The sequence below is a fragment of the Sphingomonas sp. DMC6 genome (assembly GCF_056314225.1).
The window spans coordinates 653746-674448 of the sequence record NZ_JBQUYT010000001.1 but is presented as its reverse complement, the minus strand read 5'-3'; the positions used below and the strand labels follow the sequence as shown (position 1 = coordinate 674448).

General features: G+C 62.4%; 25 protein-coding genes. 15 read left to right on the top strand and 10 right to left on the bottom strand.

What is annotated here, in order from left to right; genetic code table 11:
- Positions 1 to 8: 8 nt before the first annotated feature.
- Positions 9 to 353, bottom strand: coding sequence for a hypothetical protein (locus tag ACT53M_RS03005; RefSeq protein ID WP_476231383.1), 345 nt, complete (start codon positions 351 to 353; stop codon positions 9 to 11).
- A 350-nt stretch (positions 354 to 703) separates the two neighbouring features.
- Here ACT53M_RS03005 and ACT53M_RS03000 point away from each other — a divergent pair, with 350 nt between their 5' ends.
- Entirely contained in the window at positions 704 to 1165 is a 462-nt protein-coding gene (locus ACT53M_RS03000; RefSeq protein ID WP_476231381.1) for a transcriptional regulator, read from the top strand.
- Between the two features lie 48 nt (positions 1166 to 1213).
- Positions 1214 to 1471 (top strand): AlpA family phage regulatory protein, encoded by a 258-nt coding sequence (locus ACT53M_RS02995; protein ID WP_476231379.1) that lies wholly within the window; start codon positions 1214 to 1216, stop codon positions 1469 to 1471.
- Positions 1472 to 1484: 13 nt separating this feature from the next.
- On the opposite strand, the gene cueR is transcribed toward ACT53M_RS02995, so the two are convergent.
- The 5 genes from cueR to copC all read right to left on the bottom strand — a co-directional run bounded on the left by cueR (position 1485) and on the right by copC (position 5810).
- Positions 1485 to 1883, bottom strand: coding sequence for a Cu(I)-responsive transcriptional regulator (cueR, locus tag ACT53M_RS02990; RefSeq protein WP_476231377.1), 399 nt, complete (start codon positions 1881 to 1883; stop codon positions 1485 to 1487).
- The gene (locus ACT53M_RS02985; RefSeq protein ID WP_476231375.1) at positions 1880 to 2083 is read right to left on the bottom strand and encodes a DUF2933 domain-containing protein; all 204 of its coding nucleotides are present in this window, start codon (positions 2081 to 2083) and stop codon (positions 1880 to 1882) included. Before ACT53M_RS02985 ends, cueR begins: the two co-directional genes overlap by 4 nt.
- On the bottom strand, positions 2080 to 4425 hold the full coding sequence (locus tag ACT53M_RS02980) for a heavy metal translocating P-type ATPase (RefSeq protein WP_476231373.1): 2346 nt from the start codon (positions 4423 to 4425) through the stop codon (positions 2080 to 2082). Before ACT53M_RS02980 ends, ACT53M_RS02985 begins: the two co-directional genes overlap by 4 nt.
- Before the next feature lie 64 nt (positions 4426 to 4489).
- Entirely contained in the window at positions 4490 to 5422 is a 933-nt protein-coding gene (gene copD, locus ACT53M_RS02975; RefSeq protein WP_476231372.1) for a copper homeostasis membrane protein CopD, read from the bottom strand.
- Between the two features lie 4 nt (positions 5423 to 5426).
- Positions 5427 to 5810, bottom strand: a complete 384-nt coding sequence (gene copC / locus ACT53M_RS02970) for a copper homeostasis periplasmic binding protein CopC (RefSeq protein ID WP_476231370.1) — start codon at positions 5808 to 5810, stop codon at positions 5427 to 5429.
- Between the two features lie 138 nt (positions 5811 to 5948).
- On the opposite strand from copC, the gene ACT53M_RS02965 reads away from it, so the two are divergent.
- The 7 genes from ACT53M_RS02965 (at position 5949) to ACT53M_RS02935 (ending at position 11267) form a co-directional block, all read left to right on the top strand.
- On the top strand, positions 5949 to 6227 hold the full coding sequence (locus ACT53M_RS02965; RefSeq protein ID WP_476231368.1) for a DUF3693 domain-containing protein: 279 nt from the start codon (positions 5949 to 5951) through the stop codon (positions 6225 to 6227).
- On the top strand, positions 6224 to 6664 hold the full coding sequence (locus ACT53M_RS02960; RefSeq protein WP_476231366.1) for a Spy/CpxP family protein refolding chaperone: 441 nt from the start codon (positions 6224 to 6226) through the stop codon (positions 6662 to 6664). Before ACT53M_RS02965 ends, ACT53M_RS02960 begins: the two co-directional genes overlap by 4 nt.
- Entirely contained in the window at positions 6661 to 7230 is a 570-nt protein-coding gene (locus ACT53M_RS02955) for an RNA polymerase sigma factor (RefSeq protein ID WP_476231365.1), read from the top strand. The genes ACT53M_RS02960 and ACT53M_RS02955 overlap by 4 nt, the downstream gene beginning before the upstream one ends.
- 61 nt (positions 7231 to 7291) lie before the next feature.
- Positions 7292 to 9046, top strand: a complete 1755-nt coding sequence (locus ACT53M_RS02950) for a copper resistance system multicopper oxidase (RefSeq protein ID WP_476231363.1) — start codon at positions 7292 to 7294, stop codon at positions 9044 to 9046.
- On the top strand, positions 9043 to 10098 hold the full coding sequence (locus tag ACT53M_RS02945; RefSeq protein WP_476231361.1) for a copper resistance protein B: 1056 nt from the start codon (positions 9043 to 9045) through the stop codon (positions 10096 to 10098). Before ACT53M_RS02950 ends, ACT53M_RS02945 begins: the two co-directional genes overlap by 4 nt.
- Before the next feature lie 413 nt (positions 10099 to 10511).
- A complete protein-coding gene (locus tag ACT53M_RS02940) occupies positions 10512 to 10712 on the top strand; it encodes a hypothetical protein (RefSeq protein WP_476231359.1) in 201 nt (66 codons plus the stop codon).
- Positions 10713 to 10838: 126 nt separating this feature from the next.
- Positions 10839 to 11267, top strand: a complete 429-nt coding sequence (locus ACT53M_RS02935) for a DUF411 domain-containing protein (RefSeq protein WP_476231358.1) — start codon at positions 10839 to 10841, stop codon at positions 11265 to 11267.
- Between the two features lie 29 nt (positions 11268 to 11296).
- On the opposite strand, the gene ACT53M_RS02930 is transcribed toward ACT53M_RS02935, so the two are convergent.
- From ACT53M_RS02930 to ACT53M_RS02920, 3 genes are read right to left on the bottom strand one after another with little or no spacing between them, the layout of a single operon-like run.
- Complete coding sequence (locus ACT53M_RS02930; RefSeq protein WP_476231356.1) at positions 11297 to 11635, bottom strand: YnfA family protein; 339 nt, start codon at positions 11633 to 11635, stop codon at positions 11297 to 11299.
- Positions 11632 to 11982, bottom strand: coding sequence for a DUF3147 family protein (locus ACT53M_RS02925; protein WP_476231355.1), 351 nt, complete (start codon positions 11980 to 11982; stop codon positions 11632 to 11634). Before ACT53M_RS02925 ends, ACT53M_RS02930 begins: the two co-directional genes overlap by 4 nt.
- Positions 11979 to 12392: a MerR family transcriptional regulator gene (locus tag ACT53M_RS02920; RefSeq protein ID WP_476231354.1), complete on the bottom strand. Its 414-nt coding sequence runs from the start codon at positions 12390 to 12392 to the stop codon at positions 11979 to 11981. The genes ACT53M_RS02925 and ACT53M_RS02920 overlap by 4 nt, the downstream gene beginning before the upstream one ends.
- Positions 12393 to 12461: 69 nt before the next feature.
- Here ACT53M_RS02920 and ACT53M_RS02915 point away from each other — a divergent pair, with 69 nt between their 5' ends.
- From ACT53M_RS02915 to ACT53M_RS02890, 6 genes are all read left to right on the top strand, one after another.
- The gene (locus ACT53M_RS02915; protein WP_476231352.1) at positions 12462 to 13094 is read left to right on the top strand and encodes a cation efflux transmembrane domain-containing protein; all 633 of its coding nucleotides are present in this window, start codon (positions 12462 to 12464) and stop codon (positions 13092 to 13094) included.
- On the top strand, positions 13091 to 13441 hold the full coding sequence (locus ACT53M_RS02910) for a DUF3703 domain-containing protein (protein WP_476231350.1): 351 nt from the start codon (positions 13091 to 13093) through the stop codon (positions 13439 to 13441). Before ACT53M_RS02915 ends, ACT53M_RS02910 begins: the two co-directional genes overlap by 4 nt.
- A 446-nt stretch (positions 13442 to 13887) precedes the next feature.
- Positions 13888 to 15123, top strand: a complete 1236-nt coding sequence (locus ACT53M_RS02905; RefSeq protein WP_476231349.1) for a TolC family protein — start codon at positions 13888 to 13890, stop codon at positions 15121 to 15123.
- On the top strand, positions 15120 to 16358 hold the full coding sequence (locus ACT53M_RS02900; RefSeq protein WP_476231347.1) for an efflux RND transporter periplasmic adaptor subunit: 1239 nt from the start codon (positions 15120 to 15122) through the stop codon (positions 16356 to 16358). The genes ACT53M_RS02905 and ACT53M_RS02900 overlap by 4 nt, the downstream gene beginning before the upstream one ends.
- Before the next feature lie 17 nt (positions 16359 to 16375).
- Positions 16376 to 19537: an efflux RND transporter permease subunit gene (locus ACT53M_RS02895; RefSeq protein ID WP_476231346.1), complete on the top strand. Its 3162-nt coding sequence runs from the start codon at positions 16376 to 16378 to the stop codon at positions 19535 to 19537.
- 205 nt (positions 19538 to 19742) lie between these two features.
- Positions 19743 to 20132, top strand: coding sequence for a DUF302 domain-containing protein (locus ACT53M_RS02890; RefSeq protein WP_476231344.1), 390 nt, complete (start codon positions 19743 to 19745; stop codon positions 20130 to 20132).
- Between the two features lie 93 nt (positions 20133 to 20225).
- On the opposite strand, the gene trxC is transcribed toward ACT53M_RS02890, so the two are convergent.
- The gene (gene trxC / locus ACT53M_RS02885; protein WP_476231342.1) at positions 20226 to 20672 is read right to left on the bottom strand and encodes a thioredoxin TrxC; all 447 of its coding nucleotides are present in this window, start codon (positions 20670 to 20672) and stop codon (positions 20226 to 20228) included.
- Positions 20673 to 20703 lie beyond the last annotated feature (31 nt).

Here is a 20703-nt window from a genome sequence, read left to right as displayed (position 1 = left end):
TGCCGCGTTCAGATGACCGCGGTCACGACCGAGGTGACGATCGGAACACCGGTGCCGACGCCGATGCCGACGCCCACCGGAACTGCGACCTGGCCGAGCGAAAACCGCCCGGACGCCAGACCGATCAGGCCGCCAGCGAGGCTGAGGACCGTGATGATCTTGCCGCCCGAACCTTCCAGGAAATCCGTAAATTTGGTGAGGGCAGGGGTGAAGGTCGTATCCGCGCCAGCGTAGGCGGCGCTCGCCGCAAGCGCCGCGACTGCGACCGGGATGGCAATGCTGAGGGCACTGCCAAGGTTCTTTGGGCCGAAACCCGTGACGCCGACGCGCCGGGGGAGGGTGAGAGACTGCATGTGAAGCTCCGGTTGGAGGGGTGGTCACAGCGTTCTTGCGTTCGCTGTGTGTTCCACATGCATCTAGGAAATGTTTGTAGGAAAGAGTTGTGATCTGATCTCCGATGGAGGCGGACAGATGCGGACACATCTTTTCCTGCCCGACGATCAAAACCGACGATAATGACGCAAAATCAGTCTTTATGTGTCGGTGACTACCGTCAAGCTAGCCGCGATTCGGCGACGACTCGGATAGAGGAACTGACTCGCCTTTAAACGAGATGTTCGATCTCTGTTCTTTTCATTTTCCTACATGGGATGCTTCGCGATATGCCTGCGAGTCGCACCATTGAAGAAACGAGGAGACGACCATGCACCATCAAACCGCCGCCAACAGACCGGCCAATGAAAGCCTGGCTCGCGTGCTTGCCCATGCGATCGATGCCGCCGGCAAACCACGCCACAGGATTGCCAATGAAAGCGGGATGCATCGCGAGACCTTGCTTCGCGTTGCGCGCGGTGAGCGGCCTATCGGGCTCGACGAAGCATCACGCGTGCTCGCCGCCTGTGGAGCGCACCCCCGCGCTACCATGATCCTCGCGCTCGCCGGACAGGAAGATCTCGCTTGCGAATGGATGCATGGCGAGATGGGCGAATTTCTCGAAGAGTTCTTCACCAGCCTGCCCGTCCATCTGCAGCGGACCCTGGGACGCCGGATCGAGGATCTGAGGCCCCGCTGGGCGGGCGGCACGGCGCAGCTCGTTGCGCGAATGCTCGCCAAGCACATCGATGACTTTGTGGGCCGCGACATTGGCATGTCGCTGCCGCGCTGACCTGTCTCAATTTGGAGGGGACCTACCTGAGATCGAATTGGAATTCCAATGCGCCCTGAAACCGTGACCCAAGGCCCTGAAATATCTCCTACCGACTGCTTGGCTGCTTCACCAGCGCCTGGGAGGCTGCTGCGCCTGCCCGAGGTTATGGCGCGCGTCGGCATGAAACGGTCAGCTATTTACCAACGCATGAGCGAAGGCCGGTTTCCGAAGTCCCGGTCGCTCGGCCCAAAATGCGCTGTATGGATTGAACGAGAGATTGAGGAATGGATCGAGCGGGTCGCAAGCTGTCCGGACACCCCCTAAGGCATGTCCGCAACTAACAAGCTCGCCGCTCTGCCAGTCCGGTCAATATCGGACAATCGGGTCTGCTGTCACCACTGCACCCTTCGGCTAGTTCCAGCAACGACCGACGCATGGCCTCAAGTGCGGCGGCCTTGCGACCAAGATCTTCGGCGTGTGCCAGCGCGACGGTCTTGACCTCACTGCTCGTCCGCTCGCGGTCGTCCCATAGGCCAAGGAGAGTGGCGATCTCCTCCAGCGAGAACCCAAGATGGCGGGCATTCGCGATGAAGCGCAGACGCTCGACCGATTGCGGTGAATAGTCCCGGTAACCATTGTCGCGCCGGTCTGGGGGCCGCATCAGTCCTACGCGTTCGTAATGCCGGATCATCCGCTCCGAAACGCCAGTGGACTTCGAGGCCTGCCCAATATTCATGGCTGCTGCTCACCGAATTTCGAGCGATGTCCTTGGTGGTGGCCGCCACGGAAGAAATGCAGCAACGGGCAGGCGAACAAGAAGGCATAAGGGATCAGCCCGAAGAGGTGCTGCCGGTGTTCCGGATAGAGCAGAAAAGCGGCAACCAGCGCGGCTGAAGCCGCGGCCAGCAACCACGCGCGCTTGCTGACAAGGTTCATAACGCAATCCTCCTGAGACGCAGCGAATTGCCGATGACGCTGACCGAGGAAAGCGCCATTGCAGCCGCTGCGATGATCGGTGAAAGCATGATGCCGAACAGCGTGTAGAGCGCGCCCGCAGCCACCGGGATACCAGCGACGTTGTAGGCAAAGGCGAAGAACAGGTTCTGACGGATGTTGGTCATGGTTGCGTGGCTGAGGTGCCGGGCACGGGCTATCCCTGTCAAATCGCCCTTGAGCAGTGTGATGCCCGCGCTTTCAATCGCAACGTCTGTGCCGGTGCCCATGGCGATGCCGACATCGGCAGCGGCAAGCGCCGGGGCGTCGTTCACACCGTCGCCTGCCATCGCCACGATCCTGCCTTCGTCCCTCAAGCGCTTCACGATCGCGCTCTTCTGGTCGGGCAGGACATCGGCTTCGATGTCGTCGATGCCGAGCCGCCGCGCGATAGCCTCAGCTGTGACGCGATTGTCTCCGGTCAACATGATGACATGGATGCCTGCTTCGGCCAGCGCCTTGAGCGCGGCAGGGGTAGTCTGTTTAACCGGATCGGCAATGCCGATGGCACCCGCAGCACGGCCATCGATGCCAAGGAAAATTGCGGTCGCCCCGTCAGCACGCAGGGCGTCAGCACGCCTCGCCAGTTGGGCAGTCGAAATCCCTTGCTCGTCAAGAAAGCGGGCATTGCCAGCAACAAGCCGATGTCCATCGACCATTCCGGTGATGCCTTTGCCGACTGGCTGATCCACGTCGCCTGGTTCGCTGATTGCCAGTCCTTTGGCTTCGGCATCCCTGACAATGGCGAGAGCCAGCGGATGCTCGCTGCTGCGTTCGAGGCTGGCGGCAAGGCGCAACACCTCGCGGCTGTCGAACCCCTCGGCCGTCTCGATCGCGACCACCGCAGGCTTGCCTTCCGTCAGCGTGCCGGTCTTGTCCACGACAAGCGTGTCGACTGTCTCCATGCGTTCGAGCGCCTCGGCATTCTTGATGAGAATACCGGCCTGGGCACCGCGTCCGACCCCCACCATGATCGACATCGGGGTTGCGAGGCCAAGCGCACAGGGGCAGGCGATGATCAGCACGGCCACCGCTGCGATCAGGCCATAGCCCATCGCCGGTGATGGGCCGATCAGGGACCAGAAAACAAAGGCGATTGCCGCGACCGCGATCACCGCCGGCACGAACCAGCCGGACACGGTATCGGCAAGCCGCTGGATCGGGGCACGACTACGCTGGGCTTCTGCGACCATCTGGACGATGCGCGAGAGCATGGTGTCGCGCCCGATCTTCTCGGCGCGCATCACGAGGCCGCCGGTCTGGTTAATCGTGCCCCCGATCAGCTTCGACGTTGCCTCCTTGGTCACCGGCATGGACTCGCCAGTCACCATCGATTCATCGACGGTGCCGCGGCCTTCCACCACCACGCCATCGACCGGGACCTTCTCGCCAGGACGAACGCGCAACGTGTCGCCGACCAGTACCTGGTCGAGGGTGATCTCCTCGTCGCTGCCATCGGGACGGACCCGGCGGGCGAGCTTGGGCGAAAGGTCGAGCAATGCGCGGATCGCACCACTGGTGGTCTCGCGGGCGCGCAATTCAAGCAGTTGGCCAAGCAAGACCAGGACGGTAATGACTGCCGCTGCCTCAAAATAGACCGCGACCGAACCGTCCATCGCGCGAAACGCGGCCGGGAAGATACCGGGCGCAAGCGTCGCTGCCATGCTGTAGATCCAGGCAACGCCCGTTCCCATTGAGATCAGGGTGAACATGTTGAGATGGCGGCTTTTGACCGAAGCCAGACCGCGTTCAAAAAAGGGCCAGCCAGCCCAGATAACCACTGGCGTTGCCAGCACCATCTGAACCAGGTTGCCGATGTTGCCATCCAGATAATGGCGCAGTCCGGTCAGATGTCCGCCCATCTCGAGCGCTACTACCGGCAAGGCGAGGATGAGCCCGATCACAAAGCGCCGCTTCATGTCGGCATATTCCGGTGACGGTCCATCGCTGAGCGTGGGGGTCATCGGTTCAAGGGCCATGCCGCAGATCGGGCAGCTTCCGGGCCCTGCTTGCTGAACCTCCGGATGCATCGGGCAGGTCCAGATCACGCCTTCTGGCACCGGTTCTGTCGGGCGCGGCGCATCGCTCATATAGCGCGCCGGATCAGCTTCGAACTTGGTCAGACAGCCAGCGCTGCAGAAGTAGTGATGGGCGCCGTCATGGGTGGCGACATGCGTCGTCGTCGCAGGGTCAACGCTCATTCCGCAGACGGGGTCAATCACCATTCCTGGAGCCTTCGATCCGGAATGGGCGCATTTCGCATGGTCGTGATGCGACTCGGTCATACTTCGTACTCCTCAGGTCGCACCTCTCATCAACCTTGACATCATGTTAGGGTCAAGAGGCAATTTACCCGTTCGCCAAGATCGGCTCCAGCGTACCCAGCCAGGCAACCACGGCGAGGATCGCAAGTGCTGTGGCTGTTTCCAGAACCAGGCTTTGTCGAAAGCCACGTAACGCGGTGGCCGGATTGCCGTCGGCGATGGCTGCACCAAGAGCGGGTGTCAGCCGCCAACGGTTGGCACCCGCCAGCACCAGCATTGCAGCAAACAGGGCGAGCTTGATAAGCAGGAGTTGGCCGTAGCGCGAAGCGAACAAGGTGTCCGGGTGCGGCAAGCCCATCAGGCTCAGGCTATTGATGAGGCCCGTGAGAACGATCAACCCGACCGCAAGCGTCCCAACCCGCGAAAATTGTTCAAGGGCCCGATGCGCGATCCTGATCTGCGTATCGGATTGGTGGGCCAATGGCTGAAAAACCAGCCAGGAGAACGCGGCAATTCCGCCGATCCATACAGCCGCCGCCAGCATGTGGACGATGTCGCTCAGCCGGTGGAGGGATCCGGTCCGCCCTTCGGTTGCGCCGGCATGGCCCGTCCAGACCAGCGTGGCGACCGCCAGCGCTGTCGAAGCAAGCAGAAAGTGCCGTGCAATATGTGGGCTTCGGTCAAGCGCGAGCGCGGCAACCAAGGCAATTGAAAGTGCTACCATGCGCACGATCCAGGCACTGCCGATGGCGCTTTGCGTAACTATCTCCCCGAAGATTGAGGCATCGACTGCCCAGAAGCTTGTCCCGATCATGGCTGCGACAAGCGCAATCATGCCGACGCCAGACAGCAGCAGCCCGAGTAGCGAAAGGATGAGGGCAGGTTTGGCCAGCGGCAGCAAGGCAGTGCCTCGCTCTTCGGGTTCCAGCGCGTAAAGTGAGAAGGCCGTCACACCTGCCAGCACCATCAGGTCGGCATAGAGCGCGAACCGGAGGGCGATAACAGGCAGGTTGTCCATGTCTTCAGCGCACGGTGAAGCTGAAGTTGCCGTCCATGCGATGCGTGTCGGCTCCGGCCGCGCTCCAGGTCACGCGGTAAGTGCCGGCGGCGAGCGGGCGGCGGAGCAGCAAAGTCATCGATTTCCGGTCCTTGCCCAGCTGCGCGGTAAAACCCGTGATCGGCATCGGCGCATGGTTTGCCATACCCGGCATTCCCGTCATCGCGATCTCGGCCCGTGCCGTTGCGCCGATCACCGCCTCATTGAAGCGCAGTTCGATCTTCGTAGGTGCTCCGACCGTTGCATTGGCGGTCGGGGTCGAGGACACAAGCTGCGTATGCGCGCTGGCAACCTGCGGGACGATGAGACCCAGAGCCGCGGCGGCGAGGGCAAGGCTGGTCAAACGCATCAGGAATCTCCTTGGAAACGGCTATCAGGTTCAAATACGCGGGCCGGAACAGCATCCCTCAAATTGGGCGGGTTCAGTTTTTCTGAGGGATCGGGGATATGGCTGCGTATAGGATCACGAGACCTCGGGAGACCCACCATGTCCGAACTTGATCAGGCGCTCCGCTGCCTGGCCACACTTCCGGCCCCCTCGGGGCTGGCGACAATCGACGACGAAGTGCTTGCCGGACTGGCTGCGAGCCGCCGTGAGGCTGCGGCCGGGTCTCGGCTGACGGGTTTTGCCGCAGCGCTCGCGCTGGTGGTTGGCATAGCGGGTGGTGGACTGGCGGGCGGCGAACCCGCCACAGCTCAGCCAATCTCACCCTTTGCTCCCGATAATCCGCTCGCACCTTCGACCTTGCTGGATGTCCACCCGTGAATTGGACCAGGCGGCTGATCCTGATCGCGCTTGTCGCATTCACGGCGGCACTGGGCGGAACTTATGCTGGCCGCGTCCTGTTCGCACCGGAAAGGCAGAGCGAGACCGAACTCCATGCGCTGCTGCACCGCGAACTCGAACTCGATGCCGCACAGGAAGCAAAGATTGACGCAATCGAGCAGCGTTTTGCCACCCGCCGCAAGGCGCTTGAGCTGGAGATGCGGGCGGCCAATGCCCATCTGGCCGAAGCTATGGAAGTGGAACATGGCTATGGTCCGGAAGTCACCGCCGCCATCGACCATACCCACAAGGTCATGGGTGAGATGCAGAAGGAAACACTGGAGCATCTCTTTGCCATGCGCGCCGTCCTGAGGCCTGATCAGGCGGCCAGGTTCGACCGGTCGGTTACCAGAGCCCTGACCCCAGAAGTGCGGTGAGCCTTTCGCTGTCCGAGGGAAGCGACGGCGAGCTCGCGGCACTGGCGCTCGCCGGTCGGCAAGACGCCTATCGCGAACTGCTGGCGCGCCACCGTGAAACTGTATTTCGTCTGGTGCGAGCGTCCGTCGGCGATCCGCACGAGGCACTCGATATTACCCAGGAAACCTTCATCGCCGCGTTCTCGGCGCTTGGACGCTACGACCATGAGCGACCGTTCCTGGCCTGGCTTAAACATATCGCGCTCAACAAGTGCCGGGACTGGGCAAGACGGAGAAAGGTGCGGGCTTTCTTCGCGCGCGCAGCGTCGCTCGAGATGGCTTTCGACGTTTCGGATGATTCCATTCCCGCCGACGTGCAAGCCGCGGACCGGGCCGAACTGGCGCGCGTGACCGCGGCCATTTCGCGCTTGCCGTCCCGTCTGCGCGAGGCGCTGGTCCTCCGCACGATCGATGGCCTCGGCCAGGCTGAAGCCGCAGAGGTGCTGGGTGTCAGCGAGAAGACGGTCGAGACCCGCCTCTATCGGGCCAGGGGAAAATTAAAGGCGATGCTTGGCGACCATATCTGAGGGGTAGGGAAAGCGGCTGCGTAGAGGACGGTGAATCCGTCAATCTCACCGGACACCATTCATGCACTCTTTTGCGCTTAATCGCCGTACACTCATCCGTTCGGCCGCCTTGGGGGGCGGGGGCCTCGCGCTTTCGGCAGTGCTCCCGGCCTGGGCGCGCAGCGGAACCTCTGGTCTTGGAGCCCCGATGGCCGCGGTGTCCGGGGAGCAAATCGCACTATCCATCGGTCATGCCTCGCTCAGGGTCGGTGGACGTGACGGGCATGCCATCGGCATCAATGGTGCGACACCTGGCCCGGTCATCCGGTTAAAGGAGGGTCAAAAGGTTCGCCTCGCAGTGAACAACACACTGAACGAGGAAACCTCGGTCCATTGGCACGGGCTGCTCGTGCCCTTCCAGATGGACGGCGTGCCGGGAGTGAGCTTTCCCGGGATCAAGGCCGGCCAGACCTTCGTGTACGAGTTTCCCGTCAAGCAGTCTGGCACCTATTGGTATCACAGCCACTCCGGCATGCAGGAAGCGATGGGCATGTATGGCGCGATCGTCATCGATCCCGCCGAGCCCGATCCGGTGGCCTATGACCGCGAACATGTAATCATGCTCGCCGACTGGAGCTTCATGCATCCGCACACCCAGTTGCGGAAGTTGAAGGCCCAGCCCGGTTATTTCAACATGCAAAAGCAGACCCTTTCAGGATTGCTCGCGGGCAAGGACCAGTCCGCTTCCGAACGCCGTATGTGGGCCAAGATGCGAATGGACCCGACAGACATTTCGGATGTCACCGGCGCAACCTATCATTTCATGATCAACGGGCATGACACCGCTGCGAACTGGACCGGACTGTTCGCCCCCGGCGAACGCGTGCGCCTGCGCATCATCAATGCCGCCGCCATGACCAATTTCAATGTCCGGATTCCGGGCCTTGCGATGACGGTGGTTGCCGCCGATGGGCAGAACGTGCAGCCAGTCGAGACCGACGAGTTCCAGATCGGCATCGCCGAGACCTATGACGTCATAGTCGAGCCCAGGGGTGATGAGGCTTATGGCTTCATCGCCGAAGCCATCGACCGCTCCGGTCAGGTGCGCGCCACGCTTGCTCCGCGCCTCGGCATGGTCGCGCCGATCCCGGCGATCCGCGAACGCCCGCTGCTGTCCATGAAAGACATGGGCATGGGCGATATGGCGGCACCCGGTGCCGATGCCAGTGCAGCTGATCACGCAGCAATGGGCCACGCCATGCCCGAGATGGATCACGGCTCGATGAAGATGCGCGATCCCTCGGTTGCGCCGCAGGTCAAACTGGGGCCAGGCGTCGCGACGCTTTCGCCAATGCCGATGGACCGCACGGGCGAACGCCCGACGGGCCTCGAGAAAGTCGATCACCGGGTGCTGGTCTATCGTGACCTCAAATCGCTGACTCCCAATCCCGACACACGCACGCCGTCACGAGAGATCGATATCCATCTGACCGCCAACATGGAGCGCTACATGTGGTCCTTCGATGGCGTAAAGTTCAGCGAGAACACCGAGCCAATCGCGTTCCGCCACATGGAGCGGGTGCGCGTCAATCTCATCAACGACACCATGATGCCGCATCCAATTCACCTGCACGGTCATTTCTTCGAACTGGTCACTGGTAATCCGGGCCATCATCCGCTGAAGCACACGGTCAATGTCCTGCCGGGCGGTAAGGTCTCGTTCGACCTGACGGCCGATGAACTCGGCGACTGGGCGTTCCACTGTCACATGTTGCTGCACATGATGTCGGGGATGTTCCGGGTCGTGACCGTGCGCCATGAGGAGGACGCGGCATGAAGGCGACCATTCTCATCAGCGCTGCTGTCTTGCTGGCGACGCCCGGCTTTGCGGGGGCTCAATCCACCATGCCAGGCATGGAAATGAAGGATGCGGCCGGCACAGTTGCTCGAGGCGAGGCCCCGCCGGCTGCAATGGACCATTCCGGCCATAGTCAGCCCGAAGCTGCCGTTCCCGCGCCCGTTGCAGTCGCCCCCCATGCCGGACACGCTGCCGAGCCTAAGCCAGCCGGTCCGCCACGGCCTGAAGCCATCGATCACTCCGGCCATGATATGAATGCCATGGCGGGCATGTCCGAGGGTGATCCGGCTATCGGAACTGCTCCCGCCCCTGCGCCGCCAGGCGACCATGCCGCGGATACCGTGTTCGATCCCGCTGAGATGGCGCGCGCACGCGAAGCCCTGCGGCGAGAGAATGGAGCCTTCAGCGGGTCGATGGTGCTCTTCGATCTCGCCGAATTCCAGGCGCGCAAGGGCAGGGATGGTTATCGCTGGGCAGGCGAGGCCTGGTTCGGCGGTGACGTCGATCGCCTCCTGATCAAAACGGAGGGCGAAGGCGTATTCGGCGAGCCGATCGAGGATCTGGAAATCCAGGCACTCTATTCACGTGCCATCTCGCCGTTCTGGAATGCGCATGTCGGCTTGCGGCATGATATAGCACCCAATCCCTCGCGGACTTATGCCGTTGTCGGCGTCGAAGGGATCGCGCCGTACTGGTTTCATTTGACGGGGCAGATGTTCCTCTCCGACAAGGGTGACATCCGGGCTCGCCTTGAGGGAAGTTACGATGAGCGGATCACCCAGCGCCTGATCTTCCAGCCTCGCGCGGAACTCAATTTCTCTGCTCAGGACATGCCCGCGATCGGGGTCGGATCAGGACTCACCGACTTCGAACTGGGTGCGCGCTTGCGCTATGAGATTCGACGTGAGCTCGCGCCCTATGTTGGCGTGGAATGGAGCCGGAAGGCGGGGGACACCGCGCGGTTGGCACGGTTCGCAGGAGAAGTCCCGGATGTGGTCAGTTTTGTCGCTGGCGTCAGAGTCTGGTTCTGATGGCAATGCACCAAGACTTTGGCTGGACCGACGGGTCGCAACGGAGCAGGACTTGATCCTATGAAATCGGTCGTCGCTCTCATTATTGCGCTAGCATTGGCGTTCGGCGCAGGACCGCTTTGCGCCGCCCCGGCAGCGGCTTCGATGCAGGCCGCTAACATGGAATGTGGCGACATGCCTGGACGCGGCGACCGCTCACATCATCATGGCGCACCGGACGTGGCGCGGGTCTGTCATGCGTGCCTCTTTGCTGCGCCTGCCACCGACACCAATCTGAATGCCATACGATGGGACTGGATCGGCCCGGAGATCCGGGCGCCCAGAAGCCTGTCCGGATTGAAGCGAGAGCCACCGACACCGCCCCCGCGTCAGCCGGTTTCCTGATCCCTTTCAATCTTATCTGGAGAATACACATGAAATCCAAGTATCTGCTGGGCGTCCTCGCGCTCTCGCTTTCCACTGCCGCGTTTGCAGCCGAGCCTGCACCGACGCCAGAAAAGCCGTGCTGTTGCTGCAAGAAGGACGAACACGGCCAGATGGCTTGCTGCAAGGAGCATGGCGAGCAGGCTGGTGAGCATGCTGGTCACGACATGAGCGGCATGGATCACAAGTAAGCAATGGTGCGCGGAGGATGCTCAGCCACCCTCCGCGCATTGCCATGTGACTACCGGCCAAAGCGGATTTTGGCTGTAGTTGACGCTGTTGCGATTCAGCGCGACCCGCGAATGAGGAGATTACACATGCGAAAGCTGGTCCTGGCACTGGCGTTGTTTTCGACCCCCGCACTCGCGGCAGGCGACATCCTGATGCATCGCGATCCGGGATGTGGGTGCTGCGAACAATGGGCGGCCCGGGTCCGCCAGGCCTTCGGCAGAAATGTGCGGATCGTCGATGACGCGAACCGTGCTGCGTTCCAGCGGCAGGTGGGTCTTCCCGCAAACCTGGCGTCATGTCACACTGCGATTGTCGACGGGATCGCCTTTGAGGGACACGTTCCGATTGTTGACATGCGCCGCGTGCTGGCGAACCGCCCGAAAGGTGTTCGCGGGCTCGCGGTCGCAGGCATGCCGATCGGTTCGCCAGGCATGGAGGTGTCTGGCGTTCGCCCACAGCGGTATAACGTCATAGCCTTCGGGGCCGCGCGCACTAGCGTATACGCGCAGCATTAGTCGCCGCATTGATCGGTTGCGGCGCTCATTCACCCGCGGCCTGGTCCCCACAGGATCAATCCCGCTCCGGTAAGGCAGATCAGCCCGCCCAGTATATCCCAGCGATCTGGCGCTACACCCTCGATGACTTTGAGCCAGCCAAGCGAAGCGACAATGTAGATGCCGCCATAGGCGGCAAAGGCTCGCCCGGCGGCTTCCGCTTCTACCTTGGTCAGGGCGTAGGCAAAAACGATCAGCGACAGGATGCCGGCGGCCAGCCAGGACGGCGAGCGATCGAGCCGGAGGACTGCCCAGAAGGCAAAGCAACCAGCGATCTCGGCGATGGCTGCGAGGATGTACCACGCAAATGTTGGGAGAGGCGCTGTCACAGCCGGATATCCCAACGAGCGAGTAGCGCCGCCATGCCGACGTAAAGGGCGATGGTAAGTACGCAGCCAGCCGCGAGTGCGGGCCAGAACGCAAAGCCGCGCTTCAGCAGAACCGGGATCAGCAGGAACATCGGCAGGCTCGGAAGAACGTACCAGAATGTAGCCTGCGCATAGGTGGCCATGCGCGCGGTGTCGCCGGTGTCTCGCCAGAGCCAGATCATGCTGAGCAACGCGACGAGCGGGAGTGATGCCAGCAAGGCGCCAAGTCCGGCGCTTCGGCGCGCGACTTCGGAAACCACCACAATGATAATCGCCGAGATTGCGGTTTTGACGACCAGATAGATCATTCGTGGTCTCCGTTGCACATGGTATGATCCCCCAGTGCCTCGATCACGCGGCAATCGGCGGCCAGTCCGCCCCGGCAGCGACCGATAATGCGCGATAGTTCGTCGCGTAGGGTAACGAGTTGGCCGATCTTTTCTTCGACCTGCGCCAGATGCCGGGTGGCGATCCGGTCGGCCTCGGAACACTCGCGCTCGGGATGGTCGGCCAGATCAAGCAGCGAGCGAACTTCCTCGATGGTGAAGCCAAGCTCACGCGAATGTCGGACGAAGGCGAGCCGCGTGCGATGCGCTTCGCCATAGGAGCGATAATTTCCTGCAGTTCGCGCCGGCTTGGGCAGCAGCCTGATCCGCTCATAATAGCGGATAGTCTCGATGTTGGTGCCGGTTGCTTTCGACAGCTCGCCGATTTTCATCGCTTGACCCTGTAGTTGCTACAGGGTGCATATAGAGGGCCGACTCGAACGAACCAAGGAGTTTAGGCCATGGCGGACAGTTGCTGCGCCAGTTCTTGCAGTGACGACACCGCGCGCAATGATCCTGCGTGGCGAAGGGCGTTGTGGATCGCGCTCGTCGTCAATGGCGTGATGTTTTTCGTCGAGATCATCGCGGGTGCCGCATCGGGATCGCGCTCGCTACAGGCTGACGCGCTCGATTTTCTGGGTGATGCCGCAAACTACGCGATCAGCCTTGGCGTTGCCGGCATGGCGCTTGTCTGGCGGGCGCGGACCGCGCTGGTCAAAGGGCTGACCATTCTGGCGTTTGCTGTTGGGGTGATGGTCTCGGCGGTCTGGGGCCTTGTTGCTGGAACCCAGCCCGATCCCTGGGCGATGACAGGCATCGGCGCTCTCGCGCTGGTGACGAACATCTCGGTGGCGCTGATGCTCTATCGTTTCCGGTCGGGTGACGCCAACATGCGATCGGTCTGGGTCTGCTCGCGCAACGATGCGATCAACAACCTGCTGGTGATTGGGGCAGGCTTCGTGGTGCTGTGGACGGGTAGCGGCCTACCCGACCTCGTCGTCGCGCTCATCATGGCGCTTCTCGGGCTTCAAGGTGGATGGCAGGTGGTTCGGCAGGCTCGATATGAACTTGCGGCGAGAGGGGCTCCGGCATGAAGCAGCTCGAAACCGCATATTGGGCGGAGATCGATGCCTTCCGGCAAGCGAGGGCTGGCCAGGATGCGGCCGATGCCTGGCACTATCTGGAACGCGCGCATATCCTTTCTCAACAGATCCTGCGGCTCCACCTCCATGCCCATGCCGTCATGCTGATCTTTGCCATTTCCCGGCGCGAATGGCGCGAAGCGCGCGGACAAGTTCTGCGTCTGATGCTTGCGCCCCTCGGCGCGCTACTGGGCCGCATTCCACTGGGGAACACTGGTCGAGCATCGGTCAGCGCCTTCGTCCCCATGCCGATCCCGGAGGAGCTTCGGCATGTTCTGGGCCAGGACCAGCGCAAGTGATGCGTTTGCTGCGGCACTATTGCTCTGCTAGGCGGGCACGATGAGGGGCATCGTTCTCCAGTTCCTGATTCTGTTCTCGGTGCTTTGCGCCAGTCTTCATGCGCCTTCCGCGGCCCATGGGGACCATGATGATCATGGTCAGGCCACAGTTCTTGTGGCTGATGCGCATCATGCTGACGCACACGAGGATTACTCGGACGATTCCTCCTCAGATCCGTCGCAGGAACTCTACCATCATCACCATTGCCCCGCTGCGTTGATGGTCGAATGCGGACCCAATGCTGACAGACCCCATGCGAGCCGCGACATGCTCCGCCCGGGCGAGGTCACAGCTCTCCTGTCACGAGCATCGGCACCACCGATTGAGCCCCCGCTAGCCTGAAACCTGTCACTTCGGCGGGCGCCTCACTTCGCCCGCGATTGCCAAGCGTTTCTGGAGTTTTCCCATGTCATTGACATTGCGCGCCGGCCTGTTGGCCGGATTGGCGCTGGCCTTGCCCATTGCGGCAAGCGCAGAACCCGTAAGTCTGGAGGAGGCCGTCCGCCGCGCCATTGCGGCGTCGCCCGCGATCCAGGCCCAGGAGGCTGGCATCCGGTCGGCAAGGGCGGGGCGCGGCCAGGCTGATGTCCGTCCCAATCCGGTCCTGTCGGTCGAGGCCGAGAACATCGCAGGCACCGGCGCTTACGATGTCTATCGGCAGGCCGAGACGACCGTCACTTACGCGCAGACCATCGAACGCGGCGGCAAGCGCGATGCGCGTATCGCCTATGCCGAGCGTGACATCGGTGTCGCCGAGGCATCGTCGCGCCTTGCCCGGCTCGATCTTGCCGAGGCGGTGCAACGCACCTTCATCGATCTTCAGATCGCAGAGGAAGTTGTCTGGCTGGCCGAACGACGCCTCGAAACCGAGCGCGCCATGCAGACCGAAGCCCTACGCCGGGTCCGTGGCTACAAAGATCCGCTCTTCGTCGAAACCCGCGCCGAAGCCCGTGTTGCCCAAGCACGGCTTGCGCTCGACGAGGCCCGGTCCCGTCGCAATGCCGCTCGCGCGAGGCTGGCCTCGTTTTGGGGCGGCAAGCCGGAAGACGTCGAGGTGCCGCGCGGGATCGAGAAGCCTGACGATCACCTGCACCAGTTGGCCGAGGCCGACAGTGCGCTTGCATCTGCCACGGTGGAACGGGCGCAAGCGGCCGTCGTGGTCGAACAGACGCGCGGCGTGCAGGACTACACGGTGAGCGGCGGTGTGCGGCATCTGCGCGAGACGGGTGATGTCGCACTGGTGGCCGGGGTCTCGATCCCGCTGGGCCGTTTCGACCGCAATCGGGGCAACATCGAGCGCGCGCAGGCCGAACGGCAACGGATCGAACTGCTGGCCGAAGCGGCCCGCCTCGACCGCCTGCGCCAGTTGGCCTCGCTCAGGGCTGAGGCAGAAGCCGCCCGGATGCGCGCCGACGGGATCATGCAGGATGTCTATCCCAAGGCCGTCCGCACGCTCCAGCAGGTCCGCGAAGGCTACAATCGCGGCGGTTTCCGTTTCAGCGATGTGCAGGACGGTGCCGACGCCATCATCGAGGTTCAGTCGCAATGGGTAGAAGCGATGACCCGTTACCGCGACATCCTGTCCCAGATCGACCGGCTGACAGGACGTTTCGACGTCGTCGCCAGGGAGGAAGTGCAATGAAGAACATCCGTCTTACCGCCGCCATTGCGGCGCTCGCTCTTGCCCTCCCGCTTGCCGCCTGTGGTTCCGATCCGGCACCCGCGGAACATGGCGAGGAGGGGGTCGAAGCCGAGAAAGGCCCCAACGGCGGGCGTCTCCTGAAGGATGGCGATTTTGCCGTTGAGGTCACAGTGTTCGAAACCGGGCAGGAACCGCAGTTCAGGGTCTATGCCACGCGCGGCGGTGAACCGATCGATCCGGGGGCCGTGCAACTGACCATGACACTCCGGCGACTGGGAGGCGAGGTGAACACTTTCGCCTTCAAGCCCGAAGGCAAGTTCCTTGCCGGACAGGGTGTGGTCGAGGAACCCCACAGCTTCGACGTCGAGGTGGTCGCGGTCGAAAACGGCAAGCGGCACGTCTGGAAATATGCCAGCCCGGAAGGCCGCACCCATATTACAGCTGAGGCGGCCAAGGCGGGCGGCATCGAGATAATGACCGCAGGTCCGGCGTTGATCGGCGAGACACGCGAACTGTTTGGCACAGTCGCACTCGACCCATCGGCGCGTTCGGAAATCCGTGGTCAGTTTCCGGGCCGCGTGGTCAGCGTGACCAAGGGCGTGGGCGACTATGTGCAGCGGGGGCAGTTGCTGGCGCGGATCGAGTCGAGCGAGAGCCTGCAAGTCTACCCCGTCTATGCGACCGTCAGCGGCGTAGTCGCCGAGCGTAACAGCAACCCCGGCAATGTGACCGGCGACCGCGCGCTCTATGTCATTACCGACCCGGCCCAGACCTCGGTCATCTTCAACATCTTCCCGAAGGACCTGGCGGTGATCCAGCCCGGCATGCGGGTGGAGATCGAAGCCATGGACGGCACGCCCGTCGCGGCCAGCCAATTGGGCGGCTACCTGCCCGAAGGCAATGCCGAGGCCGGAACGGCGCTGGTCCGAACCTCTGTCCCCAATCGGACAGGGCGGCTGCGCCCTGGCATGACCCTGCGAGGCAAGGTGGTGGTGAATGCGGTCACCGTGCCGCTGGCCGTGCGCACGGAGGCCATCCAGCCGTTCCGCGACTTCAAGGTCGTTTTTGCCAACTTCGGCCAGGACTACGAAGTTCGCATGCTTGAGCTGGGGCGATCATCGCCCGAGTGGACCGAAGTGCTGAGTGGCATCGAGCCGGGCACGCCTTATGCCGCCAAGGGCTCCTTCCTCATCCGCGCCGACATCGAGAAGTCGGGCGCGAGCCACGACCATTGAGCGGGAGGCGACAGACCATGCTTGCCCGCATCATCGGCTTTTCGATCCGCCAGCGCTGGTTCGTGCTGGCGGTTGTCGCCCTTTTATGTGCCATCGGCGTGTGGAGCGCGACGAGGCTGCCCATCGACGCCGTGCCCGACATCACAAACGTCCAGGTCCAGATCAATACCGAGGCTGAAGGCTATTCTCCGCTCGAATCCGAGCAGCGTATCACCTTTCCCATCGAGACGGCGATCGCCGGCGTTCCCGGCCTTGCCTACACGCGCTCGATCTCGCGCTATGGCCTCAGCCAGGTGACTGTGGTTTTCGAGGACGGCACCGATACCTATTTTGCCCGCCAGCAAGTCAACGAGCGGTTGCAAGCGGTCAGGTCGCAGCTGCCGGCCGGGATCGAACCAGAAATGGGCCCGATCGCCACCGGACTCGGTGAAATCTTCATGTTCGCGATCGAACCAAAGCCCGGCGCCACCAAACCCGATGGCAGTTCCTGGACGGCAACCGATCTCAGGACCCTATCCGATTGGGTGGTGCGGCCGCAGATGCGCACCATTCCCGGCGTGGCCGAGGTGAACACCATCGGCGGCTACGAACGACAATACCATGTCACGCCCAACCCGGCGCAGCTGGCCGCGCTCAATCTGTCGCTGAACGATCTTGTCGAGGCGCTGGAACGCAACAACGCCAATCGCGGCGCGGGCTATGTCGAGCGCGGCGGCGAGCAGATACTGATCCGCGTTCCCGGGCAGGCGGCCAACGAAGCGGACCTCTCGCAGATCCTCGTTGCGACACGCGGCGGCGTGCCGATCCGCGTCGGCGACGTGGCCGAAGTCGTGATCGGTTCCGAACTGCGCACCGGTGCCGCAACCGAAAATGCCAAGGAGATCGTGCTCGGAACGATCTTCATGCGGACTGGCGAAAACCCCCGGATCGTTGCCCAGGCTGCAGCGGAGAAGCTCAAGCAGGCGACGGCCTCACTGCCCGCAGGCGTGGTGGCGCACCCGCTCTATGACCGTACCGAACTGGTCGACCGCACGATCGCGACTGTCGAGAAGAACCTCGCCGAGGGTGCATTGCTCGTGATCGTGGTCCTGTTCCTGCTGCTCGGCAATTTCCGTGCGGCGCTGATCACGGCGGCGGTGATCCCGATCGCCATGCTCATGACGTTGACCGGCATGCTGGCGACCCGAACCTCTGCCAACCTGATGAGCCTGGGTGCGCTCGACTTCGGCCTGATCGTCGATGGTGCGGTCATCATCGTCGAAAACTGCCTGAGGCGTTTGGGCGAAGCCCAGCATCGAATGGGCCGCTTGCTCGATCGCGACGAGCGGTTCGGCCTCGTGGCCAAGGCGAGCGCCGAAGTCATCCGCCCCTCGATCTTCGGCATCGTTATCATCACTGCGGTCTATCTGCCGATCTTTGCGCTTGAAGGCATCGAGGGCAAAACCTTCCATCCCATGGCGATCACCGTCGTACTGGCCCTGACGGCCGCACTTATCCTGTCTCTCACGCTCGTGCCTGCTGCCGTTGCCCTGTTCGTCACCGGCAAGGTGGAGGAAAAGGAAAACCGCGTCATGCGCTGGATGAGCGAGCGGTACGCGCCGCTCCTCGACAAGGCCTTGGCTCGGCCGAAGATCGCTGTTGCCTTCGCTGTCCTGCTTGTCACCCTGAGCGCTGCGGGAGCAACACGGCTAGGGTCGGAGTTCATTCCCAATCTTGATGAAGGCGACATCGCGATGCACGCGCTGCGTATTCCGGGCACCAGCTTGGGCCAGGCAGTGCAGATGCAGGAGTCACTGGAGAAACGCATCCGGCAGTTCCCCGAGGTGGAGCGCGTCTTTGCGAAGATCGGTACTGCTGATGTCGCAACGGACCCCATGCCGCCCTCCGTTGCGGACAATTTCATCATGCTCAAGGACAGGAGCGAATGGCCCGACCCGCGAAAGCCGCGTGACCAGCTTGTGGCCGAACTGAACAAGGCGGTGTCGGAGATTCCTGGGAACAACTACGAGTTCACTCAGCCCGTGCAGATGCGCATGAACGAGTTGATCGCAGGCGTGCGCGCCGATGTGGCGATCAAGCTGTTCGGCGACGACTTGGAACAACTGCTCAAGAGCGGCGACGCCATCAACGATGTGGCGGCGTCCATCCCCGGGGCTGAGGATGTGAAGCTTGAGCAGGTCACAGGCCTGCCGATGCTCTCGGTCACGCCCCGCCGTGATGTGCTCGCACGCTACGGTATCAGCATGGCCGACGTTCAGGATGCCGTGGCCACGGCAACCGGCGGCCGCAAGGCCGGCGAGGTATTCGAGGGCGACCGGCGCTTTGCCGTCGTGGTGCGGCTCCCCGAAGCATTGCGGACCGACCTGTCGACACTCGGAAACCTGCCCATCCGCCTGGCCGCCGGCGGTACAGTGCCCCTGTCGCAACTGGCTGACATATCCCTCGCGGCCGGCCCCAATCAGATCAGCCGCGAGAACGGCAAGCGCCGCGCCGTCATAACCGCCAACGTGCGCGGCCGGGATCTGGGCTCGTTCATCACGGAACTTCGCGAGAAGGTTGGCGCTGAAGTCGAACTGCCGACCGGATACTACGTTGAATACGGCGGTACGTTCGAACAGCTCCAGTCGGCCAAGACAAGGCTGCAGATCGTCGTGCCGCTCGTGCTGCTGCTGATCTTCGGGCTGCTGTTCACCCTGTTCGGATCGACCAAGGACGCGGCTATCGTCTTCTCGGGCGTGCCGCTGGCATTGACCGGCGGGGTGGCGGCCCTGGCATTGCGCGGTATCCCGATGTCGATTTCCGCAGGTATCGGGTTCATCGCGCTATCCGGGGTCGCCGTGCTCAATGGAGTCGTCATGCTGTCCTTCATCCGCGACCTGCGCGAACGCGGATCGGGAGTGCTAGAGGCGGTGCGTGAAGGCGCGCTGACACGCCTGCGACCGGTGATGATGACCGCTCTCGTGGCATCGCTCGGCTTCGTGCCAATGGCGCTGAACGTCGGCGCCGGTTCCGAAGTGCAGAGACCGCTCGCAACGGTTGTTATCGGCGGGATCATTTCCTCGACGATCCTCACTTTGCTGGTTCTTCCAGCGCTCTATGCGCTGGTCCATCGCAAAAAGGACGAAGAAAGTCTCACGGACATGGGGCCAATGGAGCCTCAACCGGCCAGCGGGGGATGACGCACGGCATCAAGGTGCTGACGATGGACAAGCAGACGACTGCATTCGTGTGCAGTTTGACAGCAGTTCTTGTTGGTACTGAAGCGCACACTCGATGAAACGCCAATCATTTACCGCGCGTGCGGCCAGTCGATTGGCGCAGCAAGATGGCCATCGGGTGTGATAGGCTGATTTGGCCGGGCTGCTGAATTTGAGAGGATCAACGATGACGTACTATATGGCCGCCAAGCTTCAGGTTCCGTTCGATGACGCCATTGCGCGCACCGAAGCCGCCCTAAAAACCGAAGGGTTTGGTGTCATCAGCCGGATCGATATCCAGCAGACACTCAAGTCGAAGATCGACGTCGATTTCCGGCCTTACACGATTCTTGGGGCGTGCAATCCAGGCCTGGCCCATGAGGCGCTGCAGGTGGAAGACAAGGTCGGGCTGATGCTGCCCTGTAATGTCATTGTCCAACAGTCCGACTCCGGTGAGGTTGAAATTGCCGCTATTGACCCGGTAGCTTCCATGCAGGCAATCGCTAATCCAGAATTGACGAAGGCTGCGCAAGTGGTTCGCGACAAGCTTTCGCGGGTTATCGGATTGTTGGGTTAAGGCGCATTTGAATGAGGTCTCTGGCCGATGCCAGAGACGTTGCCGCCGTCAGCCCAGCTTCTCGTGTACGAAGGCCGTATTTAACACCAGATTCTATGGGGGAAGGGCCTGCCGTACCCAGGTGACAATGGCGGTAGCTGGCATCGCGCCAGCCTGACGGGCAACCTCACGCCCTTCTGAATACAGGATCAGGGTCGGGATCGAACGAATACTATAGCGGGCAGCAACGGCCTGTTCGGCTTCCGTATCCAGCTTGCCAAGACGCACGTTGGGTTCGAGCTGGCTAGCGGCCGCAGCGAAGGCGGGAGCCATCTGTTGACATGGCCCGCACCAGGACGCCCAGAAGTCGACAAGCAGCGGGATGTCGCTTTTGGCAGCGTGCGCATCGAAATTGGCCGCGGTGAGCGTGACGGGCTGCTTATGAAAGAGCACTGAACCGCACCGGCCGCACTTTCCACCTGCAGGTAGCCTATCTTTCGGAACCCGGTTTGCCGTCGAGCAAGATGGGCAAATGATGATCATCGTATCTGGATCTGACATTCGGTCACCTCGATCCGCTGAGATGGGACCG

Bases quoted from the DNA above. Each gene is read 5' to 3' on its own strand.
- ACT53M_RS03005 (WP_476231383.1), bottom strand. From the start codon at position 353: ATGCAGTCTCTCACCCTCCCCCGGCGCGTCGGCGTCACGGGTTTCGGC.
- ACT53M_RS03000 (WP_476231381.1), top strand. From the start codon at position 704: ATGCACCATCAAACCGCCGCCAACAGACCGGCCAATGAAAGCCTGGCT.
- ACT53M_RS02995 (WP_476231379.1), top strand. From the start codon at position 1,214: ATGCGCCCTGAAACCGTGACCCAAGGCCCTGAAATATCTCCTACCGAC.
- cueR (WP_476231377.1), bottom strand. From the start codon at position 1,883: ATGAATATTGGGCAGGCCTCGAAGTCCACTGGCGTTTCGGAGCGGATG.
- ACT53M_RS02985 (WP_476231375.1), bottom strand. From the start codon at position 2,083: ATGAACCTTGTCAGCAAGCGCGCGTGGTTGCTGGCCGCGGCTTCAGCC.
- ACT53M_RS02980 (WP_476231373.1), bottom strand. From the start codon at position 4,425: ATGACCGAGTCGCATCACGACCATGCGAAATGCGCCCATTCCGGATCG.
- copD (WP_476231372.1), bottom strand. From the start codon at position 5,422: ATGGACAACCTGCCTGTTATCGCCCTCCGGTTCGCGCTCTATGCCGAC.
- copC (WP_476231370.1), bottom strand. From the start codon at position 5,810: ATGCGTTTGACCAGCCTTGCCCTCGCCGCCGCGGCTCTGGGTCTCATC.
- ACT53M_RS02965 (WP_476231368.1), top strand. From the start codon at position 5,949: ATGTCCGAACTTGATCAGGCGCTCCGCTGCCTGGCCACACTTCCGGCC.
- ACT53M_RS02950 (WP_476231363.1), top strand. From the start codon at position 7,292: ATGCACTCTTTTGCGCTTAATCGCCGTACACTCATCCGTTCGGCCGCC.
- ACT53M_RS02945 (WP_476231361.1), top strand. From the start codon at position 9,043: ATGAAGGCGACCATTCTCATCAGCGCTGCTGTCTTGCTGGCGACGCCC.
- ACT53M_RS02940 (WP_476231359.1), top strand. From the start codon at position 10,512: ATGAAATCCAAGTATCTGCTGGGCGTCCTCGCGCTCTCGCTTTCCACT.
- ACT53M_RS02935 (WP_476231358.1), top strand. From the start codon at position 10,839: ATGCGAAAGCTGGTCCTGGCACTGGCGTTGTTTTCGACCCCCGCACTC.
- ACT53M_RS02925 (WP_476231355.1), bottom strand. From the start codon at position 11,982: ATGATCTATCTGGTCGTCAAAACCGCAATCTCGGCGATTATCATTGTG.
- ACT53M_RS02920 (WP_476231354.1), bottom strand. From the start codon at position 12,392: ATGAAAATCGGCGAGCTGTCGAAAGCAACCGGCACCAACATCGAGACT.
- ACT53M_RS02915 (WP_476231352.1), top strand. From the start codon at position 12,462: ATGGCGGACAGTTGCTGCGCCAGTTCTTGCAGTGACGACACCGCGCGC.
- ACT53M_RS02910 (WP_476231350.1), top strand. From the start codon at position 13,091: ATGAAGCAGCTCGAAACCGCATATTGGGCGGAGATCGATGCCTTCCGG.
- ACT53M_RS02905 (WP_476231349.1), top strand. From the start codon at position 13,888: ATGTCATTGACATTGCGCGCCGGCCTGTTGGCCGGATTGGCGCTGGCC.
- ACT53M_RS02900 (WP_476231347.1), top strand. From the start codon at position 15,120: ATGAAGAACATCCGTCTTACCGCCGCCATTGCGGCGCTCGCTCTTGCC.
- ACT53M_RS02895 (WP_476231346.1), top strand. From the start codon at position 16,376: ATGCTTGCCCGCATCATCGGCTTTTCGATCCGCCAGCGCTGGTTCGTG.
- ACT53M_RS02890 (WP_476231344.1), top strand. From the start codon at position 19,743: ATGACGTACTATATGGCCGCCAAGCTTCAGGTTCCGTTCGATGACGCC.
- trxC (WP_476231342.1), bottom strand. From the start codon at position 20,672: ATGTCAGATCCAGATACGATGATCATCATTTGCCCATCTTGCTCGACG.